This window comes from Marinobacter sp. MA (genome assembly GCF_048298425.1).
In the GTDB taxonomy this organism is placed as follows: domain Bacteria; phylum Pseudomonadota; class Gammaproteobacteria; order Pseudomonadales; family Oleiphilaceae; genus Marinobacter; species Marinobacter salsuginis.
In genome coordinates, this window is record NZ_CP103058.1 from 2016069 (window position 1) to 2030847 (window position 14779).

The 14779-nt window shown below is 58.8% G+C and carries 9 protein-coding genes; 5 read left to right on the forward strand and 4 right to left on the reverse strand.

Features of this window, described 5'->3' with window-relative positions; translation table 11 throughout:
- Positions 1–3 precede the first annotated feature (3 nt).
- Positions 4–930 carry a GGDEF domain-containing protein gene (locus NUW46_RS09380; RefSeq protein ID WP_064228106.1) on the reverse strand — a complete coding sequence of 309 codons (927 nt, stop codon included), beginning with the start codon at positions 928–930 and terminating at the stop codon, positions 4–6.
- 285 nt (positions 931–1215) lie between these two features.
- Between NUW46_RS09380 and NUW46_RS09385 the strand changes: the two genes are divergently transcribed.
- The 5 genes from NUW46_RS09385 to NUW46_RS09405 all read left to right on the forward strand — a co-directional run bounded on the left by NUW46_RS09385 (position 1216) and on the right by NUW46_RS09405 (position 11529).
- Positions 1216–1899, forward strand: coding sequence for a GntR family transcriptional regulator (locus NUW46_RS09385; RefSeq protein WP_064228107.1), 684 nt, complete (start codon positions 1216–1218; stop codon positions 1897–1899).
- A gap of 1 nt (position 1900) precedes the next feature.
- On the forward strand, positions 1901–5395 hold the full coding sequence (gene smc, locus NUW46_RS09390; RefSeq protein ID WP_418141924.1) for a chromosome segregation protein SMC: 3495 nt from the start codon (positions 1901–1903) through the stop codon (positions 5393–5395).
- Positions 5396–5517: 122 nt separating this feature from the next.
- Positions 5518–6525 carry a cell division protein ZipA gene (gene zipA, locus NUW46_RS09395; RefSeq protein WP_209397824.1) on the forward strand — a complete coding sequence of 336 codons (1008 nt, stop codon included), beginning with the start codon at positions 5518–5520 and terminating at the stop codon, positions 6523–6525.
- 73 nt (positions 6526–6598) lie between these two features.
- Positions 6599–8635: an NAD-dependent DNA ligase LigA gene (gene ligA, locus NUW46_RS09400; protein ID WP_305966136.1), complete on the forward strand. Its 2037-nt coding sequence runs from the start codon at positions 6599–6601 to the stop codon at positions 8633–8635.
- 143 nt (positions 8636–8778) lie between these two features.
- Positions 8779–11529: a hypothetical protein gene (locus NUW46_RS09405; protein WP_418141925.1), complete on the forward strand. Its 2751-nt coding sequence runs from the start codon at positions 8779–8781 to the stop codon at positions 11527–11529.
- An 11-nt stretch (positions 11530–11540) separates the two neighbouring features.
- Here NUW46_RS09405 and NUW46_RS09410 read toward each other — a convergent pair whose 3' ends face one another.
- From NUW46_RS09410 to NUW46_RS09420, 3 genes are all read right to left on the reverse strand, one after another.
- Positions 11541–12173 (reverse strand): CBS domain-containing protein, encoded by a 633-nt coding sequence (locus NUW46_RS09410; protein ID WP_349343272.1) that lies wholly within the window; start codon positions 12171–12173, stop codon positions 11541–11543.
- 73 nt (positions 12174–12246) lie between these two features.
- Positions 12247–14130, reverse strand: a complete 1884-nt coding sequence (gene mnmC / locus NUW46_RS09415; RefSeq protein ID WP_418141926.1) for a bifunctional tRNA (5-methylaminomethyl-2-thiouridine)(34)-methyltransferase MnmD/FAD-dependent 5-carboxymethylaminomethyl-2-thiouridine(34) oxidoreductase MnmC — start codon at positions 14128–14130, stop codon at positions 12247–12249.
- A gap of 4 nt (positions 14131–14134) precedes the next feature.
- Positions 14135–14755, reverse strand: coding sequence for a peptidylprolyl isomerase (locus NUW46_RS09420; RefSeq protein ID WP_222464373.1), 621 nt, complete (start codon positions 14753–14755; stop codon positions 14135–14137).
- Between the last annotated feature and the right edge of the window lie 24 nt (positions 14756–14779).

Sequence of the window (14779 nt, forward strand, 5' to 3'; positions counted from 1 at the left end):
GCGTCACGAAATGGTGGCAAACACCCGGGTGCAGTTACGACCCTGGTGTTTGGCACGATAGAGCGCTTCGTCAGCCCTGGCCAGCCAGGCCTGCGGGGCTTCCTGGGGCAGAAACGTAGCAACGCCACAGCTGGTTGTGACTTTCAGCTCCTTTTCTCCGCCATCCACCCGAATGGCCGCGATCGCTTTGCGAACCCGCTCCGCCACATCTTTTGCATCCTGCTCCGAGGTATGCGGCAGCAGGATGGCAAATTCCTCGCCACCAAAGCGATACACTGAATCAGATGTGCGGATGGACTTCTCGATTTCCGCCGCCGCGATCTGAAGGATATGGTCGCCTACCACGTGACCATGTGTGTCGTTGATCGTTTTGAAATGATCCAGGTCGCAGAGCACAAGTGAATATGGTTCGCCATGTCTTTCCGACAACAGGCTGGAGCGCTGAAGCGCGTCATCCAGGGCGCGTTTGTTGGGAATGCCGGTCAGGGAATCGGTCAGAGACGCCTGCTCAATGGCGACGTACTGGCAGGCGTTACGAATCGGGCAGATGGCGGCGCCCAGAATTATCTCGATGCCTTCAAGCTCCTGTTCGGTGAACCTCTGACGGCGTTGCAGCACAAGAGTCCCGTAATTTACGCCCTCAAGGCTCAGACGATACTCGCAGCGGTGCGGGCCGCCCATTCCGGTGGCATAGACGAAATCCTGTTTACCGATCCGGTGGCGGTAGTTGAGGGAACTGAAAGGGATAATGGCGACCAGTTCTTCGGCCAGGATGGCCAGCTGTTGCTCCAGCGACAGGGTAGTCGAGAGCCGTCGTGTCAGTCTTGCAAGCACATCCGGCGTATTGGTCCAGTCCTGATGTGCCTGACGCAGCGCAGCCAGTTTCTGGGGCTGGGAAGGAGACTGATGGATCGACGGTATGTTTTTCACTACGGTTCACTCTGTCGCAGAAATTCACTGTGCTTTCGGGGTCAAAAGCAGAAACCGTGCCTACTTAAAAAATAACAACAAAAACAGGTGCTAATGAACTATTTTTCACTCAATTTATGATTTTTCAGCGGCAGTTCAGGAATTGCTGTCAAAAAAACGGCAGTGATTTGCCGTGATGCGTTCCTGACCGCTCAAAATGTCAGACAAGGGGTGGGGCTATAGATTCCCTGTGGTAAACTTCTGCGTTTGAAATCGTGCCGTCTTCAGGAATGAGTGACCAACTTTATGAGGTTTCAGGCCCCGGAAAGTCTGTCTGAACAAATTGCCCAGCATCTGGGGCAAAGAATCATCACGCGAGATCTCAAACCCGGCGAACGCATTCAGGAACTGAAAGTGTCGGGTGAACTGAATGTCAGCCGTGGCTCTGTGCGCGAAGCGCTACTTATTCTGGAGCGCCGCCATCTGATCGAAATTTTCCCGAGGCGGGGCGCGGTTGTCTCCAGCCTGACGCCGGAAAGCGTCAACAGCCTCTACGATATCTACATCGATCTTCTCTGCATGCTAGGGCGCAAGGTGCTTGAACGTTGGTCCGGCAAAGAGCTTGGCGGTGTCATGGGGCAGGTCCGTGAACTGCAGGCGGTCATTGACGCCCTCAACGCCACCAGCGCAGACGCTGCCGAGCAGGTCATCGATGCCGGATTCGGGGTAATGCGCTACGCCTACGGGCTGGTTGAGAACCCTTTTCTTGAGGAGACTCTCGAGAACTTCCGGCCGGCCATCAGCCGAACCTATTTTGTGGCGCTGGAGCACTTCCGGGAAGAAATTGGGGAAACCGCGACCTTCTTCCGGCAGTTGGCCGAGGCTGCCGTTGATGACGACGCGGAACGATTGCAAGCGGTCATACAGGCCTTTGGTGAACACCAGCGGCAGCAGGTGTTGACGATTCTCCGGCAGGAGGCGAGCGCCTGATATGCGTCTGAAGTCCATCAAACTGGCTGGCTTCAAATCCTTCGTTGATCCAACCACCGTGCCGTTCCCATCGAACATGACAGCCGTGGTCGGGCCAAATGGGTGTGGCAAGTCCAACATCATCGACGCGGTGCGCTGGGTGATGGGGGAAAGCTCCGCCAAGTACCTGCGCGGCGAGTCCATGACAGACGTTATCTTCAACGGCTCCAGCGCAAGAAAGCCGGTAGGTCAGGCCTCCATTGAACTGGTGTTTGATAACAGCGATGGTTCGGCCCCCGGTGAATTCGCGAAATTCAACGAAATCTCTGTTCGCCGCCGGGTTTCTCGCGAAGGGCAATCCGAATACTTCCTGAACGGCTCCAAGTGCCGGCGTCGGGACATTACCGATCTGTTCCTGGGGACTGGCCTGGGCCCGCGGAGCTACGCCATTATCGAGCAGGGCATGATCTCCCGCCTGATCGAGGCAAAACCGGAAGAGCTCCGGATCTACATTGAGGAAGCGGCCGGCATCTCAAAATACAAGGAACGTCGCCGGGAAACGGAGAATCGCATCCGTCGGACCCAGGAAAATCTGGAACGGCTGACCGACCTCAGGGAGGAGCTGGGCCGACAACTGCAGCACCTGGAGCGCCAGGCGGCAGCGGCGGAAAAGTACAAGGCTTACAAGCAGGAGGAGCGCCAGAAGAAAGCCGAACTGACGGTACTGCGCTGGCAATCCCTCGACAATGACCTGCAGGCCTGGCGGGGCAAGATCCGGGACACCGAGCTTGAACTCGAAAAATACCTGACCGAACGCGTCAGCCTCGAGACCTCTCTCGAATCCCTCCGGGACAATCATCAGGAACGGACCGAACATTTCAACCGGGCCCAGGCGCGCTATTACGAGGCCGGCGCGGATATCGCCCGTATCGAACAGAGTCTTGAGCACCAGCGCGAACGGAGCCGGCAGATGGCCGCGGAACTGGATCAGGCCATGGCCAACCAGCGCGAACTGGCCAGGGAACTGGAGCAGGACGAGGACAAGCTGGCGGGTATCCAGGAAGAGCTGGACATGATGGAGCCCGAACAGGAAGCGTTGGCGATACGCTCTGAAGAGTCGGGCGAGAAACTGCAGCAGGCCGAAGACGCCATGAGCGACTGGCAGCACCAATGGGAAGATTTCAGCGCCCGCTCGTCGGATGCCCGGCGCCAGGCCGAGTTGGCCCAGTCCAGGATTCGCTCGCTCGAAGACGCCATTGAGCAACTGCTCACTCGGCAACGCAAACTGCAGGATGAGCAGGAATTGCTGGAAGGCCAGATGGATCGGGCGGAACTTGAGGAGCTGCTGGAACAGCAAGAAACACTGGAGCTGAAACGCGAGGAAGCGGCTGAGCGCATTGCGGCGATCCAGGATGAGCTCTACGACGCCCGGCAGCATCAGCGTGACGCCGAGCAGGCCGTCTCGGAGGAGCGCCAACGGGTCCAGAGCCTTCGCGCCTCTCTTGAGTCTCAGCAGGCGCTTCTGGATGAACAGATGGGGGCCGGAGATGATGTCCTGCAATCCTGGCTTTCCCGGAACGATTTGGGCGATATGCCCCGGGTAGCCAGCCAGCTCGATATTGCCGATGGCTGGGAGTTTGCGGTTGAACAGGTTATCGGGCGTTTTACCCAGGGCCTGTGTCTTCCCGACATCGACCAGCTCTCCTCGGCGATGAGAGAAGCGCCAAGGGGCCTGGCACTCGTTGAAGCCGGGGCGTTTGGTAATGCTGGAACAACGGGCCTGGCGGCCAAGGTTTCCGGTGTGCCAGGAATTGCCTCGTTGCTTCACGGCATTGACACGGTGGAAACCGTTTCCGATGCCATGGGTATGCGAGCCGGCCTCCAGCAAGGGCAGAGCCTGATGACCCCGGAAGGCGTCTGGGTGTCCCGGGATTGGGTATTGATGCCGGACTCCGACGCAGGCCAGGTCGGGGTGATTGAACGACAAAAGAAAGTTACCGAATTGGCTTCGCAACTGACAGAGGCTGAGGAAGCACTGGAGGCGGCCAGCGAGAAACTGGACGAATTGCACGAGCGCGCCGAGCGCTCCGAATCCGCCCGGGATGAGGCCCAGGCCCGTTTGAGCGAGGCAGACCGCGAGCTGAGCTCGCTGTCGTCCAGGGTCAGCGGCCTCCGAGCCCGAGCTGAGCAGATTGACGCCCGTCTGCAGAGAATTCGGGACGATATCGAGGATGTCTCTGAAAACCTGGAGGGCCAGAAAGAGAGCCTGCAGGAGGCTCGGGAAGAATGGCAGCTGGCGCTGGCGTCCAGTGAAGACAGCGATGAAGAAAAAGAGCGGCTTCTCGAGCAGCGGGACAGCCTGCGCGAGAACCTCGACCGTCTGCGCCAGGAGGCCCGGCACGACCGTGACCACGCGCATCAGTTGCAGCTTCAGCTCCAGACTCTGCACAGTCAGCGGGACGGTCTGAGGCAGACGATTGACCGGATGCAGTTGCAGAAAGAGCGTATCGATGAGCGACTGGAGATTCTGAGGGAATCCCGGGAAAGCGCCGAGGAACCTATTGAAGATCTGCAGATGCAGCTTGAAGGCCTGCTGGATCGCCGATTGGCGGAAGAGGAGAAGCTGGGCGCGGCGCGCGACGCCCTGGAAGAGATCGACCGTGAGGTCCGGGAGAAAGAGCAGGGCCGAAGCGGCACCGATCACCGCATCCAGGAAGTCCGGTCCAGGCTGGAACAGCTGAAGATGGAATCCCAGGCCCTGGAAATCCGCTCTGGCAATCATATCGAGCAGCTCAAGGAGCTGGACGTAAAACTCCAGGACATTCTTTCGCAGTTGCCTGAAGGTGCGAATGAGAAAGATTGGGCTGACGAGCTGGAGCGCATCGGCAACCGGATACAACGACTGGGCGCCATCAACCTCGCGGCTATCGAGGAGTACCAGGTACAGAGCGAGCGCAAGACCTACCTGGATTCCCAGCACGAAGATCTGATGGAAGCCCTGGAAACACTCGACAATGCGATACGGAAGATCGACCGGGAGACCCGTCAACGCTTCAAGGAAACCTTCGATCAGGTGAACGGTGGCCTCCAGGCGCTCTTCCCGAAGGTGTTTGGAGGTGGTAATGCCTATCTGGAGCTTACCGGCGAGGATCTTCTGGAAACCGGCGTTGCGATCATGGCCCGGCCTCCTGGCAAGAAGAACAGCACCATCCATCTGTTGTCAGGTGGTGAAAAGGCCCTCACGGCGATCGCTTTGGTGTTCTCGATTTTCCAGCTGAACCCGGCACCCTTCTGTATGCTGGATGAGGTGGATGCACCGTTGGATGATGCCAACGTGGGCCGCTATGCCAATATGGTCAAGGAGATGTCGAAGCAGGTTCAGTTCATCTACATTACCCACAACAAGATTGCGATGGAGATGGCGGATCAGTTGATGGGGGTCACCATGCATGAACCGGGATGTTCGCGGCTGGTGTCGGTGGACGTGGACGAAGCCGCAGCCCTCGCGGAGGCTTGAGGCTGTTCAGAATTCGGGCAACCATGACAAAAACGCCATCTGGCCCGGGTGTGCGTTGTATTCATTACGGGCTTTTCTTAGAGTAGCAACGTTACGGGATCTGCAAACAGGACAGCAGCACTATGTCACTTAGGGAATGGTTAATTGCCATCGGTACCCTGGTTATAATCGGCATTGTCATTGATGGCGTGCGCCGGATGCGGCGCGCCCGTAAGGAATCCATGGCGATTTCATCCGGTATGGGCGCCGACGAGCTGGAGGATTCGCCACTCGACGACGAGTACAACCCCGAGTTGCCCAATGGCGGAGCAAGAACCATTTCCCGCGATACCCTCGAAGAACGGGGCTATGTGAAGCGCGAAAAGCCCAGTCGATTCGGTTCTCCGAAACCCAAGCCGACCCGTCCTGTCACTGCCGCTGCCAAATCGGAGCAGCCCGAATCGTCAGAACCGGATCCACAAACGGAAACCGAACCGACGGCTGAGCGCTACGAAGAGTCCGTTGAGTCGGAGCCCGATTTCGGACTTTCCAGTCAGGAGCCTGAGGAAACCGAGCTCGAATCCGGCTGGGGCGCCATTGAAGATGATGAGGAAGCCGTCCCGCCAACGGTCACGACCGAAGTGGAAGAGGACACTGCGCGGCGTGAGCCCTCCCGACCGTCGGCCGGTCAACCTCTGGCGGGCGCGAATCGCCCCGAGGCCAGGGAAGTGATCGTCATCAACGTGTTGGCGAAGAGCGACGAGGACTTCAAGGGGCCGGCGTTGAAGAAGCTGTTCGAAGCGTGCGGTCTGGAGCACGGAGACATGGACATATACCACCGCCATGAAGAATCCGATACCACCAGCCCTGTGCAGTTCAGTGTTGCCAACGCCGTGGAACCCGGCACATTCAAACCCGGGGATATGCCGGCCCTCACCACGCCCGGGATCAGCTTTTTCATGAGTATGCCGGGGCCCACCAATGCGCTGCAGGCATTCGACTTCATGCTCGAAACCGCCCAGGCAGTGGTACGTAACCTTGGCGGGGAACTGAAAGACGAGCGCCGAAGCGTGATGACCCCGCAAACGATCGAGCACTGCCGCCAGAGAATCCGCGAGTTCGAGCGTAAGCAGCGTTCCCAAAAAGTGTGAAACCAGGCGGTAACAGATGGCCCGATGCCCGGTTCGCCCCGGGCATTTTTTTGAGATACGAGAGTGCCAGTCCATGAGCAAAGCCACGCCCGATATTACCCAGCGTGTAGAAGAACTCCGTTCGGTTATTGATGATCACAACTACCGGTACTACGTGCTGGACGATCCCCGTATTCCCGATGCGGAATACGACAGGCTGTTCCGGGAGCTGCAGACCCTGGAAGCCGATTATCCGGAGCTGGCCTCAAATACCTCGCCCACCCGGCGGGTTGGCAGTGCCGCGGAAACCAGTTTCGAGGAGGTGGTTCACCGGCTGCCCATGTTGTCGCTCGACAATGCCTTCAATGAGGACGAACTGCGGGAATTCGATCGGAGGGTGAGGGACCGGCTGGGCATCAGCGAAGATGTGGAATACGTGTGCGAACCCAAACTCGATGGGCTGGCGGTCAGTCTGCACTACGAGAATGGCGCCCTCACCACTGCTGCCACCCGGGGTGATGGCTACTCCGGAGAGGACATCACCGCCAATATCCGAACGATCCCTTCGGTGCCATTGAAGCTGCGGGGCGAAGATGTGCCGGACCTTGTAGAGATCCGTGGCGAAGTTTACATGCCCAAGGACGGTTTCGAGCAACTGAACCGTCGACTGGCCGAGCGCGGAGAGAAAACCTTCGTAAACCCCCGGAACGCGGCGGCTGGCAGTCTCAGGCAGAAAAAGTCCACGGTAACAGCGAAGCGTCCGCTGGAAATGTGCGCCTACAGTGTTGCCGTGACGGACGAGAGCCTGTTGCCCGATACCCAGTGGGATGGCCTCCAGCGCGTTCAGAGTTGGGGTTTCCGGATCAATCCCGAGATGCGCAAGGCGAAAGGCGTGGAGGAGTGCCTTGAGGCCTACAGCGAGCTAATGGCCAAGCGGGACACGCTGCCATATGAAATTGACGGCATAGTGTTCAAGGTGAACCGCCTTGACCAGCAAAATGCCCTGGGTTTTGTCTCCAGGGCGCCGCGCTGGGCGATTGCCCACAAGTTCCCGGCGCAGGAAGAGCTCACCGTTATTGAGGATGTTGAGTTCCAGGTGGGTCGAACGGGTGCCGTTACCCCGGTGGCCCGTCTCAAGCCTGTGTTTGTCGGTGGCGTGACCGTCAGCAACGCGACTCTCCACAACATGGACGAAATCCGCCGGCTCGATGTTCGCATCGGCGATACCGTGTTTATCCGTCGCGCCGGTGATGTGATACCTCAGGTGGTCAAGGTGGTTCCCGAAAAGCGTCCCTCGGGCGCCAGAGAAGTGGAATTGCCCGCCCATTGCCCGGTCTGCGATTCCGACGTTATCCAGATTGAAGGGGAAGCGGTAGCCCGATGCTCTGGCGGCCTGTTCTGTCCGGCCCAGCGCAAGGAAGCCATCCGTCACTATGCTTCCCGGAAAGCCCTGGACATTGAAGGGCTGGGTGACAAATGGATCGACATCATGGTTGATCAGGGCATGGTAAAAACCGTGGCCGACCTTTATCACCTGACCACCGATGATCTGGTCAAACTTGAGCGGATGGGGGAGAAGTCGGCCGCCAACCTGGTCGCTGCCATCGATAAAGCCAGAAAACCCGTTCTATGGCGTTTTCTATACGCGCTTGGGATTCGCGAGGTGGGGGAGGCCACCGCCAAGGGCCTGGCTTCGCACTTCGGGACTCTCGAGGCCATTGCCGCCGCCGATGAAGAAAGCCTGCAGGCAGTTCCCGATGTCGGGCCGATTGTCGCTGGTCATATCCGCAGCTTCTTCGAACAGACCCATAACCAGGAAACCCTGGATGCGCTGCGGGACGCCGGCGTGGAATGGCAGGAAGAGCAGATCCAGAAAGGGGATAAGCCCCTGAAAGGCCAGACCTGGGTGCTGACGGGCACGCTCTCCGGAATGACTCGTGACGAAGCCAAAGAAAAGCTGGAGTCTCTGGGAGCCAAGGTGGCCGGAAGCGTCTCCAAAAAGACCGCCTGCGTGGTAGCGGGCGAGGCCGCGGGTTCCAAGCTGGCGAAGGCCGAACAGTTGGAGGTTCCTGTCCTGGATGAGGCGGGCCTGGTTGCTCTGCTGCAGGAGCATGGCGTGGATGCGGGCTAACCGAATCTGAGAACTCGCGCAGATCCCCTGCGTAACAAATTGGCTACCATGGCGTTGTTCTGTAACGGTGTGTAAACCGCCCGGTGTTTCTGCTTCACCCGGCGGTCGCTACCACAATAACAACGATTGAAACGGATTTTTCCATGGGCGCCGATTTATACTCCCGCATTCATCCCGTTCGCCAACTTGTCTTTCTGGCCCTGCTTTCGCTCGGGCTCTCTGGCTGCAAGACGGAAAAAGATCCCGATCAGCCCACCATTCTCGGCGTGCCCCCGGTGTTTGCCTATCTCGGCGTTGAGTACTCCTACAACTTCGGGGCTTACGGTGGCGAGGACATCCTTGACTATTCCCTGACCAACGCGCCGTCCTGGCTGGCGCTCGAAGACACCAGTAACAAAGCCCGGCAGGGCATCATAATGCGTGGCGTTCCTGGGCTTACAGGTGGTAGCAGGGGAGAGGCAGACCTGGGCAAAACTGAAGATATCAACCTGGTAACAACCGATGGCCGCATGGCGGGCGCCCAACCGTTTGATATCGATGTTAAATACAACGTGATGTCCCTGGATGCCGAGCCGTTCACGGAGGGCGAAAGCCCGGAGATTCCGGCAAGCAATCGCGAACAATGCGCCTTGCCGGATCTGGAGACCGGCGGTGAGCACAGTTTTACCATTAATCTCTACAACGACGACGGCTCGGTCTCCGGCACCAAAGATCTGACACTTCCGACGCGCCGCGTTTTCGTCAAGGTAATCCTCGATCAACCGTCGGTTACCCGGGTTGCGGTCGCCTTTGAGCTGCTGTCCGATTATGACGCCTCCAGCTGCGACGTCGGATTCTCGCCTCCACACCAGAATTGCGATTACAGTGCCTCCAACGCTGGTGATGCCATTCTGGGCAAGGACATCGTTGGATTGGGCAGTAACAGTCCGGTGCCGCTGGACGAAACCGGTGAGAATGAATTCGACTACATCGACTATGAGCTCGATGACCAGGGCTTCTATACCCGGGGTGTCATCACCCTTGAGCCAGGTATTACCGAGTGTTATCTGCCGCTGGAAGTGGTCGAGGACAGTTTTGCTGAGCCGGTTGAATCCCTCAGGCTCGCTCTCACCGAAGTGCGCTCCGGTCTGGCGGGCCTCGGAAGCGGTAACGGTGGCGTCGTCACCAATCTTTCGATTCAGGATAACGAGCCCGTCCTGTCCCTCGAAACGGTAAAAGGTGGGGGCAGGGATACCCTGAACGTGGGTGATGTGCGCGAGTATGTTGCCAAGCTTTCCGGCGACAGAGACCGGGATATTTTTGCCAAACTCAGCCATACCGAAGACTCTACGGCCAGGCTTGATTCCGAGTTCGTTATCGAGCGGTTGGAAGGCGGTAACTGGGTTGAGAACGACGAGCTGGTTTTCCCCGAGGGAACCGACGAAGTGCCATTCCGGATCCGGGTGCCCGCGGGCAGCTACGCCAATCCGGCCTTCAGTGACCGATTCATATTGCTTGGTATCAATGAGAGCTTTCAGGCTGGCCGCGAGGACTACGCCCGGGCTGCATCTGACAACCTGCTCCGTATCAGCCTCAACGAGCTGACAACGCCCCTCGCGCTGAACGGCGGTAATGGCTTTGTTGCCACGGACCTTGCCATGGGGCACGACGGCAGGCTGTTTGTCGCAGGCTTCGACACTCAGGATAACAATAGGGTACTGGTGCGGATTTTCGACCAGCGCGGTGCCCAGTTACAGCAGGTGGCCATTTCCTCTGCCGGTGACAGCCTGATTTCGCCAAAACCGGTCATTAACGTGGTACAGCGTAAGGTGACCGAGGGTGGCACCAGAGTAGACCGATTTGAATTTGTCGTCGCGTACAGCACCGATCAACCGGTCGCGGGCACCACCGCACTCGGTGGCAAGGATGTTGTAACCTCCCTGTATTGGTTTGATTCCGCCTCCAACGGTGGCGAATACGTTCCAACCTGGAAGACCCGGACCGGGACGGATGCCGACGATCAGGTGCGCTGGGCCGGAATAAACCGGGACACCGGCTATGTGGTGTTGGCAGGTGAAACCGATGGTGTTTTTGATCAGCAGCAGGCAGCGGGCGGTACGGACAGCTTTTTGCAGCGTATTGATACGGAGCTTGACGGCAATACCCAGCAGCCCGCGGTGGCCTGGACCCGCCAAGTGGGGTCGGCTGCCGATGACAGCGTCGCAGGCGGCAGTATCGAGTCTATCAGCCCTGGGTTATTTGGCTCCGCGGCGGGCTCTGTGGAAGGCGTTCCGGTAATAGGAGGCATTGATGCTTTCTTCTACAACGCGTCCAGTGCAACCAGCGAACTCAGTGTCAAACAGGTGGGCACTGCCGGGGATGAACCGGTATCCAATGGGCTGTTCCAGGGCAGCACGCTCTGGCTGATAGGCGCCAGTGACGGGGCGTACTCTGTGCTGGAGCAGGAAGAAGAGGACCCTGAATTGGAGCGGGAGCCGCTTTCCAGTACGGCAGGGTTCCTTCTGGGTTACTCCTCCTCAGGCCTCGTGAGTCGTGCCTTTTCCCTGAATGATGAGAACGACCAGGCTACTGAAACACTTCAGGGCCTGACCGGTTTCGATGGTGACTTGGTTGTTGCAGGGTCCACGGACGGAGATTTTGCCAGTGAAGGCGTTGTGTCGGGTATGGAGCAGGGCATCGTTGCCCGGGTATCGCTGGTTCCGGAAGCGGAGACTGAGGGTGAAGACACCGGGTTCAGAAACGACTGGCGCTATCAGCTTGCCGTGGACAACTCGGAAATCCTCGCTCTGACGAATTACCGGGAGGATGAGATCGTCGCGCTCAGCAGAACCGGCAGTGACTGGTACGTGCTCCTGTTCAGCCCCGAGGGTCAGCTGTTGACGCCACTGAACTAGCTGGCCGGGCGCTAAACTGTCCCCTCGTGTCGCCCAGAGCTGGCGTATAGCTTGAGGTAGTCTGTACTGGTTACGATGCCAGCGGCTGCGCCACTGGCGTCTACCACCAGTGCGGCATTGAGCTGATGGGCCAGCATCAGCCTGGCGAGTTGGTGGGCATCGGTTTCGGGAGAGGCCGTCAGAAAGGCGGGAAGCTCAATGTGAACCAGGCTCTGGGTCATGGCATTGGCGTCGTGTTCGTGCAGCCAACCAAGGAGCCAGCGCAGATCAACAAGGCCAGCCACGTTGTTTTCCGCCATGATCACCAGGTGATGAACCTGATGCTCATCCATCTCTGACAGCGCTTCGGAAATGGTTGCTGAAGCCTGCACCGAGTAAAGTGCCGGTGATGAAATACGGGATACGGGCAGGTAAGCGCGGTCTTCGCGACGCTCGCCGGCTGCCGCTGCCCCATATTCCTCCAAAGCCTTGTACCGACCGGCATTAGCCGCCTGCTGAAACTCTGCGTCTGTTGCCTCGCTCCTGCCGGGATTGATCGCCTTGGTTTCTGCCAGCTCCGTGACATCGCCCACGGGCCTTGCCCGGAATGTCTCCGGTAGCCGGGTGCCGACCGGTCGGCCGGGTTCGCTGACATAAATGGACATGGGCTCTCTCCGTGACTATGCCACTCTTTCCACGGTTAACGGCAGTCTGACCGGAAACTTCAGAGGTAGTTTATTACGAAATCGCCATATCAGTCTGGTACAGACGCCGTGTTTCCAGCCGTCTGACCAGGTTCGCCGGGAGGCAGGCAGGCTGCCCGGTCAGTTGGTCCGCCAGATACTCGGCCAACAGCGGAGCGTAGGTCAGGCCTTTGCTGCCGAGGCCGGTGAAGAGAAAGAGACCATCCAGAGAAGCGTTTCCATCATCGAATACCGGGCCGGCGACGGGCTGGTAATCGTGGGTGGTGCATCGAAAGGCGACCCGGCCGTCCAGATCCGCGCCACCGGGTTTTTCGCTTGTGGAAGAAAACAGGGACGGCAGCATTGAGCCGAGTTCCTGCATGTTTTCGTTATGGCTTTCGATTGTCGGCAACGGGTTGTTGTCGCGAAGATCAAAGGTGGCTCCAGTCACGGCGATCTCACCGAGCGCCGGATTCAGGTACCGGTTACCACAGATAACGGCCTTGGGGCTGATAATGGCTGGTGCCGGAAGGTGTGAGACCTGGCCCCGTATCGCTTTCAGCCGAAAGCGTCCCTCTGTCGGAATGAGTTCCGGGCTGAGATGACCCGAGCATATGGCCACGCGGTCGGCCACGATGGGCGATCCGTCTTCCATGGATATGTGCCATTGCCCGTTGCAGGGCCGAAGCCCGCTAACGGTAGTACCGAATGCGGTCGATATCAGCGGGTGGTCAGTCAGTGCTTTGCAGAGGTTTCCCGGCTCCAGCCAGCCACTGCCGGGAAACCAGAGACCGCCTGTTTGCGTCGGAACGCCGGCAAGTTCGCTGGCCTGATCCCGGTTCACCGGCCATAGAATATCCCCGGGGTATTCGTTGCGATCGAGAAATTTCGCCTGTCGGGCCTCTTCCTGGGGGCTGTGGGCCAATTGCAGCAGGCCAGTCGGATGCCAGTACTGGTTGCGCCAGTTGTTGTAAAAGCCCTGGGCAAAGGTCAGGGCGGTGAGGGCCAGTTCGGTCTGGTCGTTGAACTCAACTCCCAGTTTTACGTACAGGGCGCCCTGGGCGTTTCCGGACGCGCCATTTCCCGGCCCATGGGAATCAACGAGTGTGACGGGCAAACCCCGCTCTGCAAGGTTTCGTGCCAGCGTACAGCCTGCAATGCCCGCTCCAATGATGGCGATGGTCCCGTGTTGTTCGGGTTCAGCCCGGGCCGACGCCTCAAGCACTCCCTTCAGCATTTCCCGTTTGCGGCCGTATCCGGAGGTTTTCTCCATGTGGAATCCGGCCTCGAGGAAAGCCCGACGGATCCGACCGACGGAAGTGAAGGTAGCCAGCGTTGTGCCCGGTTTGCTATGGGCGCGAACCAGGCGGATGGTGTTCTCCAGCCACATGTCCGGATTGCGGGCCGGGGCAAAGCCGTCCAGAAACCAGGCGTCGGCTTTAAAATCCAGGGCTTCCCAGGCGTCATTGATGTCGCCGAAAAACAGCGTCAGTCGAACCCGCCCTTCGTCAAGAACCAGTCGGTGAACCCCTCGCACCAGAGGTGGGTAATGCAGAAGCAGTTCGTCGGCGAGCACCTTTAACTCGGGCCACAAGGCGAGGGCGCGGGTCAGGTCTTCGCGAGTGAGTGGGAAACGTTCCACCGAGACAAAATGCAGGGTAGCAGCATGGGTTGGCGCGTGGTGGCGCCAGGCCTGCCAGGCTGCCAGAAAGTTCAGGCCGGTTCCGAAGCCGCTTTCGGCAATAGCAAAGCTCCCGCCCCGGGGAATCTGCGAGAAGCGCTCGGGCAACTGGTTATGCTGCAGAAAAACGTGGCGGGTTTCCTCCAGGCCGTTGTCCCGGCTGAAGTAAACATCGCCAAACCGCTTTGATTCCGGGACCCCGTCGTGCCAGACCAGTTCAGCTGGCTCGATCGCAGGGGGCTGCAATGGCCGGTTCACGGTGTCAGCCTTCGGATTCAACCACGGTGACGGTTTCGATGGTCACAGGTTCCACCGGCACGTCGGCCATGCCCTGTTTCCGGGTGGTCTGTTTGCGGGCGATGGCATCGACAACACCCATGCCCTGGGTAACCTTGCCAAAAACCGCATAGCCCGGGCCGCGGACCCCGGCATTCAGAAACCCGTTGTCCGTGAGATTGATAAAGAACTGTGACGTTGCAGAATCCGGCGCACTGGTTCGCGCCATAGCAATGGTTCCACGAAGGTTCGGCAGGGTTTTTGTGGCTTCATTGCGAATCGGGGCGCGGGTCGATTTCCGGGACAGCTCCTCGGTAAACCCGCCGCCCTGGATCATGAATCCGGGGATAACGCGGTGAAAAATGGTGCCGTCGAAGAAACCTTCCTGGGCGTACTGCAGGAAATTGGCAACCGTATCCGGGGCGACATCCGGTCGCAGCTGGAGCTCGATCACGCCCTCGCTGGTCACCATGCGAACCATTGGCAGTGGCTCGTTGGCGGGCTGCTCATTGCTTTGGGCCATTGCCCAGGAGGCTGGCACCAGCAAGGCGAGAGCCATCAGCAGTACGGGTGTCACAGTTTTCAGGGGTTTTACCAAGTTTGTCATTTGCAACCGCTCTCTTTGTTATGC

What these genes read in the sequence shown, in the direction of transcription:
- NUW46_RS09410 (WP_349343272.1), bottom strand. Translation starts at nt 12,173, where the DNA reads ATGTCCATTTATGTCAGCGAACCCGGCCGACCGGTCGGCACCCGGCTA.
- NUW46_RS09385 (WP_064228107.1), top strand. Translation starts at nt 1,216, where the DNA reads ATGAGGTTTCAGGCCCCGGAAAGTCTGTCTGAACAAATTGCCCAGCAT.
- NUW46_RS09405 (WP_418141925.1), top strand. Translation starts at nt 8,779, where the DNA reads ATGGGCGCCGATTTATACTCCCGCATTCATCCCGTTCGCCAACTTGTC.
- zipA (WP_209397824.1), top strand. Translation starts at nt 5,518, where the DNA reads ATGTCACTTAGGGAATGGTTAATTGCCATCGGTACCCTGGTTATAATC.
- ligA (WP_305966136.1), top strand. Translation starts at nt 6,599, where the DNA reads ATGAGCAAAGCCACGCCCGATATTACCCAGCGTGTAGAAGAACTCCGT.
- smc (WP_418141924.1), top strand. Translation starts at nt 1,901, where the DNA reads ATGCGTCTGAAGTCCATCAAACTGGCTGGCTTCAAATCCTTCGTTGAT.
- NUW46_RS09420 (WP_222464373.1), bottom strand. Translation starts at nt 14,755, where the DNA reads ATGACAAACTTGGTAAAACCCCTGAAAACTGTGACACCCGTACTGCTG.